Source organism: Ruminiclostridium josui JCM 17888 (assembly GCF_000526495.1).
GTDB classification, from domain to species: Bacteria; Bacillota; Clostridia; order Acetivibrionales; family DSM-1351; genus Ruminiclostridium; species Ruminiclostridium josui.
The window spans coordinates 2,993,375-3,014,508 of record NZ_JAGE01000001.1; the positions used below are offsets into that span (position 1 = coordinate 2,993,375).

Here is a 21,134-nt window from a genome sequence, read left to right on the forward strand (position 1 = left end):
GATACGTAAACTAATAGTACCGATAATGCTGGCAGTACGAAACCTAAAACTAATAGTTTAAAATATTTTTTTCTCCTTTCTTTTTTATAACGTATAACTCTTTTGCTTCTCAAACTAGTCCTCCTGATTTTTATTATATGGTATAATACTTATATTATTTACAAATAATATAAAAAATAACATTAAATTCAAACAAATTATGAAGTATTGACATATAAAAACAGTAAGGAATATAATAAGTAAAAGATAATTTTAATAACAACAAAGGCGTTGACGAGAAGAGTAAGTAAAAGCTGGGGTTTCAGAGATTGGATATTATTAGCTGAAAGTATCCAAACCTTCACTTTACCGAAGACCACCTCTGAGCTGTATCGGTGATAACGTTATAATCAGCGTATTTTTTACGCACTGAGAAGAAAGTAGGGTGGAACCGCGAGATAACTCTCGTCCTTATATGAGGACGAGAGTTTTTTATGTCTAATAAAGCATTGCCAATAGGAGGTTTTGTAAATGATAAAGATAACATTAAAAGATGGTATTATAAAGGAATATCAAAAGGGCGTTACAATCCGTGAGGTTGCAGAGAGCATAAGTGCAGGACTGGCTAGAGCAGCATTGGCAGGAGAAGTTGACGGAAGGGTAACGGAGCTGGATTTTAAATTGGAAACTGATTGCAAATTAAACCTTTTAACCTTTGAAGATGAAGGAGGAAGACTTGCATACAGGCACACTGCCTCCCATGTTTTGGCTCAGGCTGTGAAAAGACTGTACCCTGATGCAAAGCTTGCAATAGGACCGGCAATAGATTCAGGATTTTATTATGACTTTGAGAGAGAAAAACCATTTTCAAGCGAAGAACTTGCAAGTATTGAAAAGGAAATGGAAAAAATAATAAAAGAGGACTTAAAGCTGGAGAGGTTTGTGCTTCCAAGGAACGAGGCAATAAAGTTCATGGAGGAAAAGAGTGAACCGTATAAGGTAGAGCTGATAAAGGATCTTCCGGAAAATGAAGAAATATCCTTTTATAAACAGGGGGATTTTACAGACCTTTGTGCAGGGCCTCATTTATCCGGGACAGGTAAATTAAAAGCTGTAAAATTACTTTCTGTTGCAGGTGCATATTGGAGAGGTAATGAGAAGAACAAAATGCTTCAGAGAATATATGGTACAGCCTTCCCCAAGAAAAGCCAGATTGATGAGTACCTTTTCAGATTGGAGGAAGCAAAGAAGCGCGACCATAGAAAACTGGGAAGGGAGTTGGATTTATTCGATATATTGGACGAAGGACCTGGATTTCCATTCTTTATGCCAAAAGGCATGGTTCTCCGCAACCTTCTTGAGGATTTCTGGCGCTCTGAGCATAAAAAAGCCGGCTATCAGGAGATTAAAACACCTGTTATTCTGAACAAGGAACTCTGGCTGAGATCAGGACACTGGGACACTTACAAAGAGAATATGTACACTGTGGATATTGATGAGCAGGAATTTGCAATAAAACCTATGAACTGCCCCGGAGGAATTCTTGTATTTAAACGTAAACTGCATTCTTACAGGGATTTGCCTCAAAGAATGGGAGAGTTGGGACTGGTGCACAGACACGAGCTTTCAGGGGCGCTTCACGGACTAATGAGAGTAAGGTGCTTTACACAGGATGACGCACACATTTTTATGACACCAGAGCAGATTACTGATGAAATTGTAGGTGTTATAAATTTAATAGATGATTTCTATAAAGTTTTTGGATTCAAATATAATGTAGAATTATCAACAAGACCCGAAAACTCAATTGGTTCAGATGAAATGTGGGAATTGTCTACACAGGGACTTAAAAAAGCTTTGGATTTAAAAGGTATTAAGTACACTGTAAATGAAGGTGATGGCGCATTTTACGGGCCAAAGATAGATTTTCACCTGGAGGATTCAATAGGCCGCACATGGCAATGTGGAACCATTCAGCTAGATATGAACCTTCCGGAAAGATTTGACTTAGGTTATATTGGTCCAGATGGTGAAAAACACAGACCAGTAATGATTCATAGGGTTGTTTTTGGAAGTATAGAAAGATTTATAGCCATATTAACAGAGCATTTTGCAGGTGCATTTCCAACATGGCTGAGCCCTGTTCAGGTTAAAATACTGCCGTTGGTTGACAAACATCACGATTATGCTTATGAAATTAAAAAACTTCTGGAAGCTGAAAATGTCAGGGTAGAAGTAGATGTCAGGAATGAAAAGATAGGTTATAAGATTCGTGAGGCTCAGATGGAAAAGACTCCTTATATGCTGGTGATAGGAGACAAAGAACTGGAAGGCAGACTGGTGTCTGTAAGATCAAGAAAAGACGGTGATTTAGGTACTATTTCACCTGAACAGTTTGCAGAGAAAATATCCTATGAAATAAAAAATAAGCTGAAATAAAATAGTATTAAACGGAGGTAATAAAATGATTAAGGTTACATTAAAGGACGGAAGCAGCAAGGAATACCAGAGTGGCATTACAATCAAAGAAGTTGCTGAAAGCATTAGTGCAGGACTAGCGAGGGCTGCTTTAGCTGGAGAGGTTGACGGAAAGATAAAGGAACTTGATTTTAAGCTGGAAAATGACTGTTCACTTAGTCTTTTAACTTTTTCAGATGAAGGAGGAAGACTTGCATACCGACACACTGCATCACATGTACTTGCACAGGCTGTTAAAAGGCTGTTCCCAAACGTCAAGCTTGCAATAGGTCCAGCTATTGAAAATGGCTTCTATTATGATTTTGATACTGAAAAGAATTTTGCACCTGAGGATTTGACAAAGCTTGAGAAGGAAATGGAAAAGATAATAAAAGAAGATATTCCTCTTGAAAGATTTACATTGCCAAGAGAAGAGGCAATCAAATTTATGGAAGAAAAGGGTGAGCCTTACAAGGTTGAACTGATAAAGGATTTACCTGAAGGTGAAGAACTATCTTTCTATAAACAGGGAGACTTTGTTGACCTTTGTGCAGGTCCTCATCTTCTGTCAACAGGAAAGCTAAAGGCTGTGAAACTTATGAGTGCTGCCGGTGCATACTGGAGAGGCAATGAAAAAAACAAGATGCTTCAGAGAATTTATGGCACAGCCTTTCCTAAAAAGAGCGAATTAGAAGAATATATAACTAAACTTGAAGAAGCCAAAAAAAGAGACCATAACAAAATTGGTAGAGAGCTTGAACTTTTTACAACTGTTGAAGAAATAGGACAGGGGCTTCCTTTGCTTATGCCAAAAGGAGCTAGAATTGTTCAGACATTACAAAGATTTGTTGAGGATGAAGAAGAGAGAAGAGGTTATGTTCTGACAAAGACTCCATTCATGGCAAAGAGTGACTTATATAAGTTATCAGGACACTGGCAGCATTATAAGGATGGAATGTTCTTGTTAGGCGATGAGGAAAAGGACGAGGAAGTGATGGCGTTAAGGCCTATGACTTGTCCCTTCCAGTTTATGATATACAACACAAAGCTTCACAGCTATCGTGATTTGCCTATAAGATACGCTGAAACTTCTACTTTGTTCAGAAATGAAGCATCTGGGGAAATGCATGGACTTATACGTGTCCGTCAGTTTACAATTTCAGAAGGACATTTGGTTTGTACTCCAGAACAGCTTGAAGAAGAATTCAAGGGAGTAGTTGACCTGATTAAATTTATGATGGAAACTTTGGGAATACAGGATGATGTAACATACAGGTTCTCAAAATGGGATCCTCAGAATAAGGAAAAATATATTGGAAACGAAGAAGACTGGGAAAATGTTCAGGGCCAAATGAGAACTATTTTAGACCATTTGAAGATAGATTACAAGGAAGCAGAAGGTGAAGCAGCCTTCTACGGACCAAAGCTTGATATACAGTGCAAGAACGTTCACGGAAAGGAAGACACCATTATTACGGTACAGGTTGACTTTGCTCTTGCCGAAAGACTTAGTATGGTTTACGTTGATAAAAACAATGAAAAGAAGCATCCATATATAATTCACAGAACATCAATAGGCTGTTATGAAAGAACACTTGCAATGCTTATTGAAAAATATGCAGGAGCATTCCCAACCTGGTTATGCCCTGTTCAGGCGAAAATTCTTCCTTTGGTTGACAAGCATCATGATTTTGCACAAAAGGTTGCACAAATGTTAAGAGACAAGGGAGTAAAGGTTGAAGTTGATACAAGAAATGAGAAGATTGGTTACAAGATTAGAGAAGCACAGATGGAAAAAATACCGTACATGCTTGTAATAGGCGATAAGGAAATGGAAAACAATGCAGTTTCGGTACGTTCCAGAAAAGACGGTGATCTTGGAGCAATGTCAGCAGAACAATTTGTTGATAAGATAGTTGAAGAAATTAGAACACGTGCAAAATAATATTTACTTTTATGTATATTTATGGTAGCCTTTTGGATAAGAAAAATGTATTTAAGAGGTATACATGAACGACACAAATTACCATAATGTTATTAGAGAAATGATAAAAGAGGAGACATCCATTGTAAACAACAGGATGAACTGGCTGATACTTTTGGAAGGATTTTTATTTGCAGCCTATTCAAGCTTAACAACCAGAGGATTTTCACTATATATTATTGGAATACTTGGGTTTGTGATATCCTTATGTATGAGGTATTCTATCCTGTCAAGTGAAAAAGCCATAGCCTTTATTATGGATAACTGGAACAGGTATTTAAAGAAAAATAATATGAATTATATGGATTTCCCTCCTGTATGGGCTGGAGCCAAGCTTCAGACAAGCCGTTTACAGTCAATCATTACTGCACACAGATTTATACCGTTTGTGTTTATGCTTGTCTGGGTTTGCCTGATTATAAATACTTTGCTGCTGGATTTAGATATACTAAAATAGAATATTTATAATATAGAAAAACAAGGCATGAATACCATTTTACGTGTTCATGCCTTGTTTTCTAATATTTACCTTTGATTAAGTCTGAGTTCCATCCAGTCAAATGCTATCCAATCATTTGGGCCTGCAGTTGAGGTATTTACTATTGTAACTCTGTTGTTGCGTCTTAAATTACGTACATCAAAGGTTAAATTTCTCCAATTAGTAAACATTCCTCCGGAAGGAGTACCATGCTGCAATGATAAAGGACCGTTGTGGACAACAGTACCGTTTATTGTGATTCTTGCAGAGTAACGGTTTACAGGTACACTTGAATGATCATCAAGAACCGACCTTATAACAAGTTGTGCTCTTTGGTTTCCAGCTATAACTAAAAAAGCAGGAAGGTCAAAAGTCCATGTTCCCTGATTTCCTGTGTAAAGTATATCTGCATTTCTGCTTGGATTTCCGTAGTTTGGATAACCGGTGAGTTCTTTGAAAAGTACAATGTTAGTAGTAGCAGGGTTATTGCTTAAAACCGGTGAAGGTTGACGGAAATCATAGTAATCATCTGTATACTGGTAAGTATCGTATTCAGATTGCACAGGGTAATATGGTTGTTCTTGCATAACCGCTGGCTGCTGGCTTACAAAAGGATATCTAATATTAAACATAAATCCTCCTCCTATAATATTATATTTACATAATATTCAAGTGATTAACTTTATGTTACCTATTCATATGATATAAACAGTTTTCAGTTAATTGAAATTGTAGCCTGGCAATTGAACTAATTAAGCATATACATTAAAATAAGCTAAAGGATAGTTGTTTGGAAAAAATTTTACTGGTCAAGTATACATAAAGTTGATATTATAAATTTTAAGGGTTTATTTATTATTAAGAGGTGGAATATGCAAAAGGTAAAAATGGGCAACCTATTTAAGACATTATTTGCGGTTTTGATTGCAGGAAACATGGTTTTGGGTTCAACGGTTGTTCAAGCTGGTGGGATAAATGATTTGAGTAAAAGTTCAACATATGCCAGAGAAGCTATTCAATGGATGGGAAGCAATAATATTATCAGCGGAGATAAGCAAGGAAACTTTAATCCACGTCAAAGCATAACAAGAGCTGAACTTGTAACATTGCTGGTAAAGGCACTGAATATTGATACTTCAAACCTGCCTTCAACAGCTGCTTTTTCTGATGTACCTACAAGCCATTGGGCCTTCAAATACGTTGAAGCCGCCAATAGAGCAGGTATAACCAGTGGTACAGGAAACGGTAAGTTTGGGATTAGCAGCCTGACTACACGAGAGCAGGTTACAACTATGCTTTTAAATTATCTTTCTGTTTCAAAGGAAGCTGTTGTTGCAGAGCAGGGATTGGATGAACTTTCAAAATTTAAAGATGTCGGAAAAATGTCTGATTGGGCTAAGGCATCAATTAAGTTTGCTATTTCAAATAATATTATGAGCGGAGTAAGTGCTGATTTATTTTCTCCATCAGGAAAAGCAACAAAAGAACAGATAGCTGTTATTTTATACAAGTTTTTAAATTCCAAGGAAAGTATTGAGGAAAATGCAGCTTCATTAAAAAAAATAGTTGTTACTTATAACGATGACTTTGTAAAGCTTCAAAAACCTGTTAAGGTAATTGAAAATGATATTATGATTCCGGCTGAGGTGTTTTCGAAAACAGGGGCAAAGGTTGATTTTGATAATCAAACAGGTTTAATAGCTATTAAAAGCCTAACAAATCAGGACAAAAATATTTATATGAATGTAGATAGTAAATCAGCTTATATAAATTATACAGGAAGTGGCAACCCAAGTTCGGAGCCATCTGCTCAGGATAAACTGGTTACTCTAAATAATGCACCTGAACAAATAGACGGGGCTATTCTTGTTCCTGCAAAGGAAGTAGTGGATGCTCTTGGCATTACGATGGACTGGAATTCTAAATTCAACCTACTGAAAATTACGGATAGTGCTGTTCCCAAAAATCCGCAGATGTATAATGCTTTAAAAAGTATGCTGGAGTATAAAGGCGAGTATAATTCAGACATAATTATGAGCATGAAAGAAAACAGCTTAGGTATGGATATTGGATTAAACATTTCTATTAAGGGTGCAATAAACGGGAATAACTCAACTACAAATTCTAAATTTACAGTTTCATTTGACGGTGAACAGGAAGATTTTATGAATTATCAAGTTATAAATATTGGGGACAAGATATATGCTAAAAGTATCGATACAGATTCTTGGATAACATACACCAGAAGTGAGGCGAAAGAAGAAGGGATTCTGTATACTGATTTTGAGTCTAATCGAAATGAACTGCTTATGTTACTAGACATATATGAGAAAATGAATATTTCTTATGAGGGAAAAACTCTTTTAAACGGGGAAGAAGTTTCAAAGTATCAGGCAAAGCTGAGTTTAGACTTATTTAAAGGGCTATTTTCCACAGGTGTTCTGGTAAATGACTTAGGACTTGAAGATATATATAATAATGGCTTTGACACGATAATATCAATATACGTTAATTCTCAAGGACAGCTGGTAAAGCAGTCGACGGCTATTTCGGGAGTAACTGATATGAACGGTTCAACTGCGGATATTAATATGACGGTCAATAGTACCTATACCAACATTGGAGAAGAAATAGAGATTGTAAGTCCCATAAATTAATTTGGTTATATAAAAAAGCTGAAGTCAGAGTTTGAACTTTTATTGCGTAACAGGTTTTTATATCTGTTACGCTTTTTAATAACACAAAGTGATATTTTTTTATCCTTTATAGTCAAATAGATTAATGTAATACATATGCTATGCTGTTTTTAATGACTGTTTCAAGCTTTGCAGCAGCAAGGGGATTTAATTCTCTTGAGTATATCGAAGCGCGTGGTATTGAACAGACCCAGAAATAAATATAATAATAATATTCGTTAATACTGAGGGCATATTCTTTATTGAAATCATATATCAGAATGATACAATAAGAGTATATCACTCTGGAATATTTTAATTAGAGGAGGTACTGACCCCATGCTATTTCTATAAATATAATTTATTCAAAACGCTGGGTACAGTCATAATTATGGAATATATTGAATTAAACACTTGGAAAAGAAAAGAGCACTTTGATTTTTTTTATAATACAGATTATGCCCAATACAATATTTGTGCGAATATTGATGTTACCAGATTCCTTAAATTTGTAAGGGAAAAAGAGCTTTCATTTTATTATGCTATGATTTATGCTTCTACTCATGCAGCAAATGAAATAATAAATTTCCGCTACAGGATACGGGAGGATAAAGTTGTATTGCATGAAAGCATTCATCCCTCATTTACTGATTTAAGTAACAAACAGGATGATTTATTTAAGATTGTAACTGTTGATTTAAAGTTAGATATTTTTGAATTTGTACAATACGCAAAAGATAAATCACAGAGCCAGACAGAGTATTTTCCCTTAAATCAAATTGCCGGAAGAGATGATTTAGTATACATCACCTGTATACCCTGGGTTTCGTTTACTCATATATCTCATACCTTCTCATTGAATAAGAATGATTCTGTGCCGAGAATTTCCTGGGGAAAATATTTTATTGAGAACGATAAAGTTTTATTGCCATTTTCTGTTCAGGTTAATCATGCCTTAGTTGACGGAGTACATGTGGGAGAATATTTTACAAAACTTCAAAAGCGTATAGATAACATATACCAAGAGTTATAATCAACGTAAATAAAATCATTGGTAATATAAATTATTTTTCATTTTATGGGTGAGTTTACTTAGTAATTAGATATTATGCTGAGTACAGCTTAAAAGAACGAGGAGGTTATGATGAATAGAAGTGCATTCGGTAAATTTGCATATGGTTTTCTATTTGTATTGATTGATTTTAAAATAATGGGTTTTGACATATTGCCGGATTTTATAGGCTACATATTGTTTGCCCTTGGGTTCAAATCCCTGATTTCTTATAGTGAGTATTTCAGAAAGGGTTTATACGTTACTATCCCAATGATAATTGTCTCAATATTTTCAATTTATGAAAAGCCAGCTCAATCCGGAGACATGAATTTTGGCCCCTTGGGACTTCTGGGAATTCCAATAGCTATTGCAATCATTATTTTGTGTATATTAGTAGTGTATTATTTATTTCAAGGAATTATTGAAATGGCGAAGAACAGAGGCTTTGAAGACATAGCTGATGAAGCAAACGATAAATGGAAGAAGTTTTTGTACTTACAGCTTATTTCACTATTAGGTTTTTTATTGGTTTTCATTCCTGTATTTGGTTTAGCTTTTATATTTTCAATCTTTATTTTTTCAATTTTGCTTACATATACTATTATAAAATTTATGCGTATATGCGGTGAAAATTTATAAAATCAAATATTATATAGGAGACGTTATGATAAATAATATAGACAACTCTTATCCTTCTGATAAGAAAGATATGTATAGGCTACTGGCTTCACAAATGAAAGTGCTTCTTGAAGGAGAAACAAATACTATAGCAAACTTGGCCAATGCTTCGGCCTTATTAAATGATGCTCTTGAGAATATCAATTGGGTTGGATTTTACCTTATGAATAATGGAGAGCTTGTACTGGGCCCTTTTCAGGGAAAGGTAGCCTGTGTACATATTGCCGTGGGAAAAGGTGTTTGCGGTACTGCAGTGAAGGAAAATGCAACTCAATTGATTATGGATGTTCATAATTTTCCGGGACATATTGCTTGCGACAGTGCATCAAAATCCGAGATTGTAGTGCCTCTACGCCACAAAGGAGAAGTAGTGGGAGTGTTGGATATTGATAGTCCGCTAATAGGGAGATTTGACAAGCTTGATGCTGATGAACTTGAAAATATTGCACGCATTATTGAGGAATCTTGCCAATGGAACTACACAAAGTAAAGTTAGAAAGGCATGAACTTGTAGCACAGTAGAGAAGAAAAGGAAGAGGTTATACAAGTTCATGCACACATGTATATTATTTTTTTACTTTCCAAGAGCCTTCTTCAGTACAAACTGACTGCAAACCATTTTCACTTGTAATTTTTGACCCTACGGCGTGTCTTTTGTGGTCATATACGCAGAATGGGTCTTTTCCTGCATTTCCAGTATCTTTATTTGCTTCTCTTTTTATTTTATTTTCCTGACTTATATTATTAACGGCGATACTGTCTTGTTGTTTTCGGTTCTGCATAGTATCAAATCCTTTCACTAGTTAACTTATAAAGCCTCCTATATAAATATGTGTAAAAGCAAGAAGAAAGATTCCATGAAAAATCAGCCAAGATAATTGTCAAAAATATTTAACATTAACACCATACTTTTTTAATAAATTTTCAGTATACTGTTTATGCAGAGAAAATTAGGGTATATATATCTTGAAAGGAGTGTGTAGCTTTGTTGGATGCCAGAAAATGTTTGGAGATTTATGAATTTTGTCAGAGTCAGTATAAAAAACTTGAGAAAAAGACCGGACATTATAGTCCTAAGCATGATAAGGTTGTCATGGAACTTGCAGCAAAAGAGTTTCAGATGAGTGAGGCTACCATTAATAATGCCTTTGATTTAGCTGCACAAACGTTAAGCAAAAACAATAGAATTAAGTCTGAAAAAATAATCAGAAACAAGCTTATTCACGGAAACTTCTAATTAATATAAATATAATATAAAAAGTTAAAGCATAGGCAATAAAAAGTCTGTGCTTTTTTGTATATTTTGCATATATTTTGTATAAATGCAAAATAATTACATTATTGCAATATCACAATATTATCCTGAATTATTGAGAATAATTGGTTTCTAGGATATAATTTAACTAGGATTATACTGGATTAGTACAATCTATAAATGGGGGTGTATTATGTATCACTTTTATACAACAGTTTTTTTGGTGGGAGTTTTTTACACCATTGTTTCATTTATTATAAGTGGTATATCGGGATTTTTTCATTCAAACGGAGACTTTGGCGCATCTCATATGCATGGAGGAGACAGTGGTCATATACCCGGACATATTCATGTCGATGGAGGAAGTATTGATGGAAATCACTCGCTTCACAGCTCTCATAGTGGGGACGGGACTGATATGTCAAACGGCACTCTCTCGTGGCTGGGATTATTGTTCAATCCGTTAGTAGCAGTTTCCTTTCTGACAGTGTTTGGAGGGATAGGAATTACCTGTACCAGATTTTTCAGTTGGAATTGGATTGTGGTTTTAATTGTGGCACTGGGTTCAGGCATAATTATTTCAGCAATTTTATATAATTTAGTTGCAAAGCCATTGTACAGGAGTGAAAATACTTCCAATGTATCAAGAGATAAACTTTTGGGAGTTCAGGCCGAAGTGACAACAGATATTATAGAAAATGGTTTTGGTACTATCAATTACACTGTTAATTCAATTAAATATACAGCACCTGCAAGACATATTGAAAATAGACCAGTAAAGCAAGGGGAAAAGGTCTTTATATGCAAAATAGAGAATAATATTTTTTATATTAGTGAGTTGTCAAAAATAGTAATTTAGAAAACAACTTTTATTTTCCAAATAAGCAAATAAATCATTATATGGAGAATTTAAGGTTGAAATATAAAATCACAAAGGAGTGTTAAAATGTTGTTGGATTCAGTTTATTTTGTGCCGGTGGTAATTATAGTTGTACTATTTATATTAATTCTTACCTTTGTTTCAATGTACAAGAAGGTACCTCAGGACAAAGCTTTGGTAGTAACAGGATTCAGAGGAAGAAGAGTTATAACCGGTGGTGGCGGTATTGTTGTGCCTATGCTTGAAAGAACAGACATCATTTCACTGGAAAACATGCAGATAGATATAAGAATTGATGGAGCATTGACTTCTCAGGGGGTTGGCATAGTAGCTGATGGAGTTGCGGTAGTGAAAGTTAAATCTGACAAGGAATCGATTCTGTCGGCTGCGGAGCAGTTCAATACTTCAAAGGGACTTGACTACATGCTCGGGATAATCGCAAAAACCACTCAACAGGTTCTGGAAGGTAAGCTCCGTGAAATCGTTTCAAGAATGACTGTAGAAGAAATTTATAAAGACAGAGAAACCTTTGCATCACACGTTCAAGGTGTTGCTGCAACAGAGCTTCAAAACATGGGTCTTGAATTGAAGGTTCTAACAATCAAAGATATAGCTGATAAAAACGGTTATTTGGAAGCCCTTGGAAAACCTAGAATTGCTGAAGTAAAGAGAGATGCTGAGATAGCAGAAGCAAACGCAACAAAGGAAACCAAGGTTAAAACTGCCGAGGCTAACAGAGAGGGTGAAGCAGCAAGAATTCAGGCTGAAACTCAAATAGCAGAGGCAAACAAGGACAAGGAATTGAAGGTTCAGTCCTATAACAAGGAACAGCAGACAGCTAAGGCCGAAGCTGACTTGGCATACGATATTAAAGCCAATATCGTTAAGAAGGAAGTTGCCGAAACTGCCATGCAGGTAGAAATAGTAAAAAAACAAAAGGAAATTGAACTTGCAGAACAGGAAGCAATTAGAAGAGAAAAAGAGTTGGAAGCTACTGTAAAGAAACAGGCAGATGCTGAAAACTATCAGGCAACAAAGGTGGCTGATGCTAATAAGTACAGAGAGGTTGCAGCAGCAGAAGCAAGATCACGTGCTATTGAGATGGAAGGTGAAGCCAAAGCTAAAGCTAAGAGAGCCGAAGGTATGGCAGAAGTTGAAATTATTAAAGCAAAAGGTGAAGCGGAAGCTCTTGCAATGGCTAAAAAGGCTGAAGCCTTTAAAATGTACAACGATGCAGCCGTTACACAGATGATTATAGAAAAACTTCCTGAAATAGCAAATGCGGTAGCAAGCCCGCTTTCAAAGACAGAGAAGATAGTTATAGTAGACAATGGCGGAGAAGGAAAAGGTGCATCAAAGGTAACAGGATATGTAACAGATATAATATCTCAATTGCCTGAAACTGTAGAAGCACTTACTGGAATGAATGTGCTGGATTTCCTTAAAAAGAATACAGTTCAAACACAGAATGAAAATGAATCAGTAGATGTAGAATAGAATTTAGAAAAAACAGTCCCTGCATTAAGTTTTGCAGGGGCTGTTTTAATAAGTAAAAGAGTTATTTGTTTCTTATTCCCGCGGTTTACATTATTATATAATTTATACAAATCTTATATTGTAAAAATTCACATAAATCTTTTATATAATATTCGAAATATTAAGCAATTAAATGAAAATCAAATATTTGCACGGTGTAAAATTGACACGTATATTATACAGGTTTACAATTTATATGTTTCCATAAAATAAATTGTTGAGGTGTAATATATGTTAAAAAACCTAAAGATAGCATATAAAATGATTTTCCTATCTGCTGTTTTACTTTTCTTCATAGTTATTGTAGGTTTTACAGGGTACTATTTTATTAATAGCTCTCATAAAGAAATGAACAGTATGTATCAAGATAGGTTATTGCCTATACAGTGGCTGAACGATAGTATAAGTAAAACATATGAAAACGAATCATACATGCTTTATTTACTATTGTACGGTAATGATAGCCAGGCCCAAGACCAGTTTATAAAGAATATTGAAAATAATTCAAAAATAATAGATGAGAATTGGGAAAAATATAAAAAAATAAAGCTGGATAAATTTGAATCAGACAATATTGCGCGATTTGAAAATGCTAGAAAAGAATTCAGAGCTGCAAGGGAGAAAATGATAGCGGCAGCATGTGAAGGAAAAAAGGCAGAAGCCCTTGATTTATTAAATGGCAATATTAGTTATTTGAGGGGCGAGCAAAAGACTCTTGAGGATTTATCTGAATACTGCAGAAATACTGCTAATGACATTAATTCACAAAATGATAAAAACTTTAGATTTGCATTGATAATTATGATTTCGTTAGTTGCTTTTGCATTGGCCTTGGGCTTGTTGCTTAGCTTCTTGATAGCAAATGGAATAATCAGACCTATAGGAATGCTTAAAAAAGAACTCAACTTATTGGTTGAAACAGGCGGAGACCTTACACAGGAAATAGATATAAAACGTAAAGATGAGGTAGGACAGCTTGCAGATTCAGTTAATCAGTTTTTGTCTAATCTAAAAAATATTGTAAGAGGAATAATTAATGAATCAACAGTTGTTGAAAACTCCATAGCATTAGTCGAAGAGAAAATGGAGGATTTAAATACATTTGTTGAAAATGTGTCAGCTACTACCGAAGAGATTTCTGCTGGAATGGAAGAGACGGCTGCTGCAACGGAACAAGTAAATGCATCCTCACAGGAAATTGAATCAGCAATAGAAGCAATGAATGAAAAGGCTCAAAATGGTTCTGTAGAGGCAAAAGAGATAGGTGATAGAGCTATTACATTAAGGGACAATTCAATATTGTCTGAGAAAACAGCAAATGAGATTTATAATGAAACAACACATAAATTAAAAATTGCATTGGAAAATTCAAAGGCAGTAGAGCAAATTAATGTTCTAACCGGAACAATATTACAAATAGCAGAACAAACTAATCTTCTTGCACTGAATGCAGCAATAGAAGCTGCAAGAGCAGGAGAAGCAGGAAAGGGATTTGCTGTTGTTGCCGAGGAAATCCGGAAGCTGGCTGAGGAATCCAAAACAGCAGTAAATGAGATACAGGAAGTTACAAACGAAGTAGTATCTGCAGTTGCAGACCTTTCGGAAGGCTCCAGGACAGTATTGGACTTTTTGGATACTACCGTTAGACCTGATTATTCTAATATGGTAAAAACAGGTGAATCATATAATAACGATGCAGAATTTGTTTTCGAACTTATTTCTGATTTTAGTGCAACATCACAAGAACTCACAGCTTCAGTAGAAGGAATAATCCATGCTATTAATGATGTATCAAAAACAGTAAATGAAGGGGCAGCAGGAACACAAAGCATAGCAGAGCAGAATATTGAGATAGTTGAAATGGTAAATAAGGTTAAGGAAGAAATGGAAATTAGCAGCAGAAGTACTCAGAAATTAAAGGAAATTGTTGGAAAGTTCAAAGTATAGATTTCTGTGGACTAAAGCCGTTATTATAAGTTATACTAGTTCTTGCGCATAATGTATTTTATCAGGGGTAAAAAATGAGTATATTAAATGTAGAGAATGTCAGTCACGGCTTTGGTGCCAGAAAAATATTGGAGGATGCCTCTTTCAGACTTCTAAAAGGAGAGCATGTAGGACTTGTGGGTGCCAATGGTGAAGGAAAATCCACTTTCTTAAATATTATAACCGGTAAGCTTGTACCTGATGAAGGTAAAGTGGAATGGTGCAACAGAATAACAACGGGATATCTTGACCAACATACGGTTCTTACTCCAGGAAAGACGATAAGAGAAGTACTTCGAGAAGCTTTTCAGTATATGTTTGATTTGGAAAAGGAAATGTTGGAGATATACGAAAAAATGGGTGATGCTTCAGAGAGCGAAATTAACTCAATGATGGAAGACGTAGGGTATATACAGAGTGTTTTGGAGCATAACGGTTTTTACGTATTGGATTCAAAAATAGAAGAGGTGGCAAACGGTCTAGGGCTTGGTGATATAGGTCTTGAAACAGATGTATCAAACCTCAGCGGAGGGCAGAGGGCAAAGGTACTTCTTACAAAACTACTTCTGCAAAGCCCTATGATATTAATATTGGACGAGCCTACCAACTTTTTGGATGAGAATCATATTAACTGGTTGAAGAATTACTTAAAGAACTACGAAAATGCATTTATTCTTGTCTCACATGACATTCCATTTCTGAATGACGTTGTAAATGTAATTTACCATGTTGAGAATGCTGTGCTCACAAGGTATGCAGGAAATTATGATGAGTTTCAGAGAATGTACCAACTAGCGAAACAGCAGACTCAGCAGGCATATGAGAAGCAGCAGAAGGAAATCGAAAAGCTTGAGGATTTTATAGCCAGAAATAAGGCCCGTGTGGCAACAACAAACATGGCAAAGAGTAGACAGAAAAAGCTTGACAAGATGGATATTATCGAGAAGGTTAAGGAAAAGCCTAAACCAATTTTCAAATTCAGAGAGGCAAGGGCTTCGGGAAGGTATATTTTCCAGACTGAAAATCTTGTAATCGGTTATGCATCTCCTTTGTCCAGTCCTTTGAATATTTCCTTGGAGAGAGGACAAAAAGTAGCCGTAAAGGGAGTAAATGGGCTTGGTAAATCTACACTTATGAAAACTCTTTTAGGTGTGCAAAAGCCCTTTTCAGGAAGTGTAAAGCTGGATGATTATCTGTATCCGGGGTACTTTGAACAGGAATCTGAACGCTATAACACAAATACTGCATTAGAAGAGGTTTGGAATGACTATCCCGGTATGAGCAATGCTGAGGTAAGAGGAGCTTTGGCTAAATGCGGTTTGACTACAGAGCATATAACTAGCCAGATGATGGTACTCAGCGGTGGTGAAAATGCAAAGGTTAGATTGTGTAAGCTTATGTTGAAGGATGTTAACTGGCTTGTACTGGATGAACCTACAAACCATCTGGATGTTGATGCAAAAGACGAGTTAAAAAGAGCATTGAAAGAGTTTAAGGGTACAGTACTGCTGGTATGCCATGAACCCGAATTCTATGAGGATTGGGTTACCGATATTTGGAATGTAGAAAACTGGACAACAAAAATAGTTTAATAGGATTAAAAACTGAAATATTAAGCACTAATCTTTATATAGACTAGTGCTTTTTTATTGTACAAATTGCAATATTGACAAACTTAATGACCTAATTTACAATTAGTTAGAAACCTAACAATTATATTTTAGAGGGAGGATTGATATGAATAATGATGTTCATATCGGGAGATTAATCAGTATTTTTTATAAAAGAATTCATAGAAAGATAGGGCAGGAAGTCAGGCAGTATGGATTAACAAGTATTCAAGGCAGAATTCTTGGCTTTGTATATAATGAGTCTCCAATAAGGGATATATTTCAAAAGGATATAGAAGAAGAGTTCGATATAAGGCGTTCTTCTGTAACCAGTGTACTTCAATTGATGGAGAAAAAAGGATATATTAAGAGAATTAGTGTTTCTGAGGATGCAAGGCTTAAGAAGATAATACTTACTGAACACGGAATAGAAATTCAAAATAAAATATATAGCTCCATACTCCAAGTTGAAAAATCATTAGATGAAGAATTAAACAATGAAGAAAAGGAATTATTGGTCAGATTAATCAATAGATTATCTGATAAAATAGCGGATTAATGCCAGTTTATAAAAAGGGATGAGAAACATGATAAAAAAACTATTGAGTTATGTAAAGGAATTTAAAAGAGATTCTATAGTTACACCTGTATATATAGCATTGGAAGTGGCCATGGAAATAGCTATTCCGTTATTAATGGGATGGATTATTGATAATGGGGTAGAAAAAGGAAATATGAGATATGTACTTACTGTCGGAGCCGTAATGGTAATAATATCAATTTTTTCTTTAACCTTTGGTGTTTTAGCAGGTAAATATGCTGCAAGAGCATCCGCGGGTTTTGCGAGAAACCTGAGAAAGGGAATGTATGATAAAATACAAGGCTATTCTTTTTCAAGTATAGATAAATTTTCAACAGCCGGGTTGGTAACCAGATTGACTACAGATGTCACAAATGTACAAAATGCTTATCAAATGGCCTTAAGAATGTTTGCTAGGCCCCCGCTAATGCTTATTTCAGCTCTGGTAATGAGTTTTTACTTGAATGCAAGGCTTGCTTTAATATTTGTCGGAGCCATAATTTTTCTCGGATTGGCTTTGTATTTTGTTATGACCAGTGCACATCCACATTTTAAGAATGTATTTAGAAAATATGATGATTTAAATGCAAGTGTACAGGAAAACCTGACAGGAATTCGTGCCGTAAAGGCATACGTAAGAGAAGAGTATGAAACAAATAAATTTTATAAAGCATCAAAAAGTATTTATGATAACTTTATAAAAGCTGAGAAGATAATTATTTTTAACTCTCCTATAATGCAGTTTACAATGAATGCATGTATATTGCTTTTGTCCTGGGTTGGAGCAAAACTGATTGTGTCTGGCTCTATGTCAACAGGAGAGCTTATGAGCTTTTTCACATATACCACTAACATATTGATGAGTCTTATGATGTTATCTATGGTGCTTCTAATGACAGTTATAGCAAAGTCTTCTGCGGATAGAATTGTAGAAGTCCTTGACGAAAAGAGCGATTTATCCAATTTTGATAACCCAATTTATGAAGTAAGGGACGGCTCTATAAGTTTTAGTAATGTTAATTTTAGTTATAGTAAGAAAATGGACAACCCAGTACTTGAAAACATCAATATTGAAATAAAGTCAGGGGAGACTGTTGGAATTATAGGGGGAACAGGAAGCGGTAAATCAAGTCTTGTTCAGCTTATTCCAAGATTATATGATGTAACACAAGGCTCAATAAAAGTCGGTGGTATAGATGTAAGAGAGTATGATATAGAAACTCTTAGAAATGAAGTATCTATGGTGCTTCAGAAAAATGTGTTGTTTTCCGGGACAATAAAAGAAAACTTAAGATGGGGAAACAAACAAGCAACTGATGAAGAAATAATTACTGCCTGTAAGCAGGCCCAAGCAGATGAATTTATACAAAACTTCCCTGAGAAATATGATACATATATTGAACAGGGTGGAACAAATGTATCTGGAGGACAAAAACAAAGACTTTGTATTGCAAGAGCCTTACTGAAAAAACCTAAAATCTTGATTTTAGACGATTCCACAAGTGCTGTGGACACTAAAACCGATGCTCTTATAAGAAAAGCATTTAAAGAGTGTATTCCTGATACGACTAAAGTTATAATTGCACAGCGTATTTCATCCGTTCAGGAAGCAGATAAAATAATAGTTCTCAATGATGGAAAGATAGATGGTATTGGGACACATGAGGAACTATTGAATTCAAATGCTATATATACTGAAGTTTACGAATCTCAAGTGAAGGGAGCTGATAGTGATGACGAAAGGTAATCCAAAAGGAAAGGGTATTGAAAATCCATTTAAAGTTTTAAAAAGGTTACTGTCTTATATATTAAAGGAATATAAATTTTTATTTGCAATTGTAGTAATATGTATATTAATCAGCTCACTTTCTAATGTTGTAGGTACATTATTTTTGAGAAATCTTATTGATGATTATATAACTCCACTATTAAGTGAAAAAGTTGCTGATTTCGGGCCGTTGTTAAAAGCTATACTAACCATAGCCTCAATTTATCTTGTAGGGGTTTTGACTAATTACGTATTTAATAGAATTATGATTGTAATATCTCAAGGCTCTCTAAAAAAGATAAGAGATGATATGTTTGCCCATATGGAAACTTTACCTATAAGTCACTTTGACACACATTCTCATGGGGATATTATGAGTCTATATACAAACGATACAGATTCCTTAAGACAGATGATAAGTCAAAGTATACCACAGCTATTGGCTTCAGTTATTACAATTGTGAGTGTGTTCTTTTCAATGGTTTTTTTAAGCATACCACTTACGATTGTTCAAATTATATCAATGTCTGTTATGTTTTATGTAATTAAGGCAATTGGTGGAAAGAGTGGTTTGTATTTCGGACTTCAGCAAAGGGACATTGGTAAACTTAATGGATATGTTGAAGAAATGATGGAAGGTCAAAAGGTTGTAAAGGTATTTTGCCATGAAGAAGAAGCAAAACTAAATTTTGAGAAATTGAATGACAACCTTTTTGATAGCGCAAATAACGCTAATAAATTTGCAAATATTTTAATGCCTATACTTGGAAATATTGGAAACATAACATATGTAATGATCTCCATTGTTGGAGCAATATTGGCCATTTCAGGCTTTGGTGGTTTCACTGTTGGAGCTCTGGCATCTTTTCTTCAATTAACCAGAAATTTCAGTCAGACTACAGGACAGGCTTCTCAGCAGTTTAATTTTATTGTAATGGCATTAGCCGGAGCTGACCGTATCTTTAAGCTTCTTGATGAAAAACCAGAAGTAGACCAAGGTTACGTATCATTGGTTAATGTGAATGAAAATGAACAAGGAGAACTGTCAGAATCAGCAAAACGTACAGGTATATGGGCTTGGAGGCATCCACATAGTGATGGTACTGTAACCTATACAAAGCTTCTGGGTGAAGTGGTCTTTGATGATGTAGATTTTGGTTATAGAGAAGATAAAATTATATTGCACAATATAAGTCTTTATGCAAAGCCGGGACAAAAGGTAGCTTTTGTAGGGGCTACAGGAGCAGGAAAAACAACTATTACTAATTTAATTAACAGATTTTACGATATTCAAGACGGAAAAATACGATACGACGGTATTAATATCAACAAAATTAAAAAGAGCGATTTAAGAAGTTCATTGGGAATAGTTCTTCAGGATGCTCATCTATTTACGGGAACAGTTGCAGACAACATAAGATATGGAAAATTAAATGCAACAGATGAAGAGGTTATTGCTGCAGCAAAACTTGCCAATGCACACCAATTTATAAAGCATTTACCAAATGGATATGAAACAGTCATTACTGGAGACGGAGGCAACCTGTCACAAGGTCAAAGACAACTTCTGACTATTGCAAGAGCTGCTATTGCCGACCCGCCAGTTTTGATTCTGGATGAAGCAACTTCCAGTATTGATACAAGAACGGAGGCTATTGTTCAAGAGGGAATGGACAGGCTCATGAAAGGAAGAACGGTATTTGTTATTGCACACAGGCTTTCTACTGTTAAAAATTCTGATGTGATTATGGTGTTAGAACAAGGTAGAATTATCGAAAGGGGAAGCCACGACGATTTAATTAAGCAAAAAGGAAAGTATTACCAATTATATACAGGAGCATTTGAGCTTTCATAAAGATAAAAAGGAATTAAAGGGGTTGTTGCAAAACAAAAAGTTTTTTGCTTTAATACCTGTACTCCCGTATTAAATTGTATCAATGATTGCTTCCAAGATATTTGCAAGTGTTTCTAGCGGCTCATCATAGAATATTTTACCGTCGCTCAATTCATCGTCCATGCTTCATGGTTTCGCTAACACCCACATCCTGTGGGTGTTCAGGTAAAATATCCTTGCTTCGCCGACAAACATATGCAAATATCTTTAATCAAGCTTCCATTGATACAATTTATACTAACGTACGGCTAAAAAAAATTAAGTTTTGAAGCACTCCCTTATAAATCTGAATATGGAAATTCTGAGAGGTACTTTCTCCG

At 35.2% G+C, this 21,134-nt stretch carries 17 protein-coding genes; 15 read left to right on the top strand and 2 right to left on the bottom strand.

Annotation, left to right across the window (positions count from 1 at the left end; translation table 11 throughout):
- Window positions 1-510 precede the first annotated feature (510 nt).
- From thrS (K412_RS0113485) to K412_RS0113495, 3 genes are all read left to right on the top strand, one after another.
- Window positions 511-2,418 (top strand): threonine--tRNA ligase, encoded by a 1,908-nt coding sequence (gene thrS, locus K412_RS0113485; protein ID WP_024833606.1) that lies wholly within the window; start codon window positions 511-513, stop codon window positions 2,416-2,418.
- A gap of 25 nt (window positions 2,419-2,443) precedes the next feature.
- Entirely contained in the window at window positions 2,444-4,381 is a 1,938-nt protein-coding gene (gene thrS / locus K412_RS0113490; protein WP_024833607.1) for a threonine--tRNA ligase, read from the top strand.
- A 64-nt stretch (window positions 4,382-4,445) separates the two neighbouring features.
- Entirely contained in the window at window positions 4,446-4,877 is a 432-nt protein-coding gene (locus tag K412_RS0113495) for a RipA family octameric membrane protein (RefSeq protein ID WP_024833608.1), read from the top strand.
- A 68-nt stretch (window positions 4,878-4,945) separates the two neighbouring features.
- Here K412_RS0113495 and K412_RS0113500 read toward each other — a convergent pair whose 3' ends face one another.
- Window positions 4,946-5,530, bottom strand: coding sequence for a hypothetical protein (locus K412_RS0113500; protein WP_024833609.1), 585 nt, complete (start codon window positions 5,528-5,530; stop codon window positions 4,946-4,948).
- Window positions 5,531-5,770: 240 nt separating this feature from the next.
- Between K412_RS0113500 and K412_RS0113505 the strand changes: the two genes are divergently transcribed.
- From K412_RS0113505 to K412_RS0113520, 4 genes are all read left to right on the top strand, one after another.
- Window positions 5,771-7,555, top strand: coding sequence for an S-layer homology domain-containing protein (locus K412_RS0113505; RefSeq protein ID WP_024833610.1), 1,785 nt, complete (start codon window positions 5,771-5,773; stop codon window positions 7,553-7,555).
- A gap of 409 nt (window positions 7,556-7,964) precedes the next feature.
- A complete protein-coding gene (locus K412_RS0113510) occupies window positions 7,965-8,606 on the top strand; it encodes a chloramphenicol acetyltransferase (protein ID WP_024833611.1) in 642 nt (213 codons plus the stop codon).
- Between the two features lie 111 nt (window positions 8,607-8,717).
- Window positions 8,718-9,266 (top strand): hypothetical protein, encoded by a 549-nt coding sequence (locus K412_RS0113515; protein ID WP_024833612.1) that lies wholly within the window; start codon window positions 8,718-8,720, stop codon window positions 9,264-9,266.
- A gap of 25 nt (window positions 9,267-9,291) precedes the next feature.
- On the top strand, window positions 9,292-9,795 hold the full coding sequence (locus tag K412_RS0113520; RefSeq protein WP_051461028.1) for a GAF domain-containing protein: 504 nt from the start codon (window positions 9,292-9,294) through the stop codon (window positions 9,793-9,795).
- Between the two features lie 76 nt (window positions 9,796-9,871).
- Here the strand turns inward: K412_RS0113520 and K412_RS0113525 are convergent, their stop codons facing one another.
- On the bottom strand, window positions 9,872-10,087 hold the full coding sequence (locus tag K412_RS0113525; RefSeq protein ID WP_024833614.1) for a hypothetical protein: 216 nt from the start codon (window positions 10,085-10,087) through the stop codon (window positions 9,872-9,874).
- 203 nt (window positions 10,088-10,290) lie between these two features.
- Between K412_RS0113525 and K412_RS0113530 the strand changes: the two genes are divergently transcribed.
- From K412_RS0113530 to K412_RS0113565, 8 genes are all read left to right on the top strand, one after another.
- A complete protein-coding gene (locus K412_RS0113530) occupies window positions 10,291-10,542 on the top strand; it encodes a hypothetical protein (RefSeq protein WP_024833615.1) in 252 nt (83 codons plus the stop codon).
- A 211-nt stretch (window positions 10,543-10,753) separates the two neighbouring features.
- On the top strand, window positions 10,754-11,419 hold the full coding sequence (locus K412_RS0113535; protein WP_024833616.1) for an NfeD family membrane protein: 666 nt from the start codon (window positions 10,754-10,756) through the stop codon (window positions 11,417-11,419).
- 90 nt (window positions 11,420-11,509) lie between these two features.
- The gene (locus K412_RS0113540) at window positions 11,510-12,937 is read left to right on the top strand and encodes an SPFH domain-containing protein (protein ID WP_024833617.1); all 1,428 of its coding nucleotides are present in this window, start codon (window positions 11,510-11,512) and stop codon (window positions 12,935-12,937) included.
- A gap of 270 nt (window positions 12,938-13,207) precedes the next feature.
- Window positions 13,208-14,923 carry a methyl-accepting chemotaxis protein gene (locus K412_RS0113545; protein WP_024833618.1) on the top strand — a complete coding sequence of 572 codons (1,716 nt, stop codon included), beginning with the start codon at window positions 13,208-13,210 and terminating at the stop codon, window positions 14,921-14,923.
- 74 nt (window positions 14,924-14,997) lie between these two features.
- Window positions 14,998-16,554 (top strand): ABC-F family ATP-binding cassette domain-containing protein, encoded by a 1,557-nt coding sequence (locus K412_RS0113550; protein WP_024833619.1) that lies wholly within the window; start codon window positions 14,998-15,000, stop codon window positions 16,552-16,554.
- 145 nt (window positions 16,555-16,699) lie between these two features.
- Window positions 16,700-17,131 (top strand): MarR family winged helix-turn-helix transcriptional regulator, encoded by a 432-nt coding sequence (locus K412_RS0113555; protein WP_024833620.1) that lies wholly within the window; start codon window positions 16,700-16,702, stop codon window positions 17,129-17,131.
- A 28-nt stretch (window positions 17,132-17,159) separates the two neighbouring features.
- Window positions 17,160-18,899: an ABC transporter ATP-binding protein gene (locus K412_RS0113560; protein WP_024833621.1), complete on the top strand. Its 1,740-nt coding sequence runs from the start codon at window positions 17,160-17,162 to the stop codon at window positions 18,897-18,899.
- Window positions 18,886-20,775, top strand: a complete 1,890-nt coding sequence (locus K412_RS0113565) for an ABC transporter ATP-binding protein (RefSeq protein WP_024833622.1) — start codon at window positions 18,886-18,888, stop codon at window positions 20,773-20,775. The genes K412_RS0113560 and K412_RS0113565 overlap by 14 nt, the downstream gene beginning before the upstream one ends.
- The last annotated feature ends 359 nt before the right edge of the window (window positions 20,776-21,134 follow it).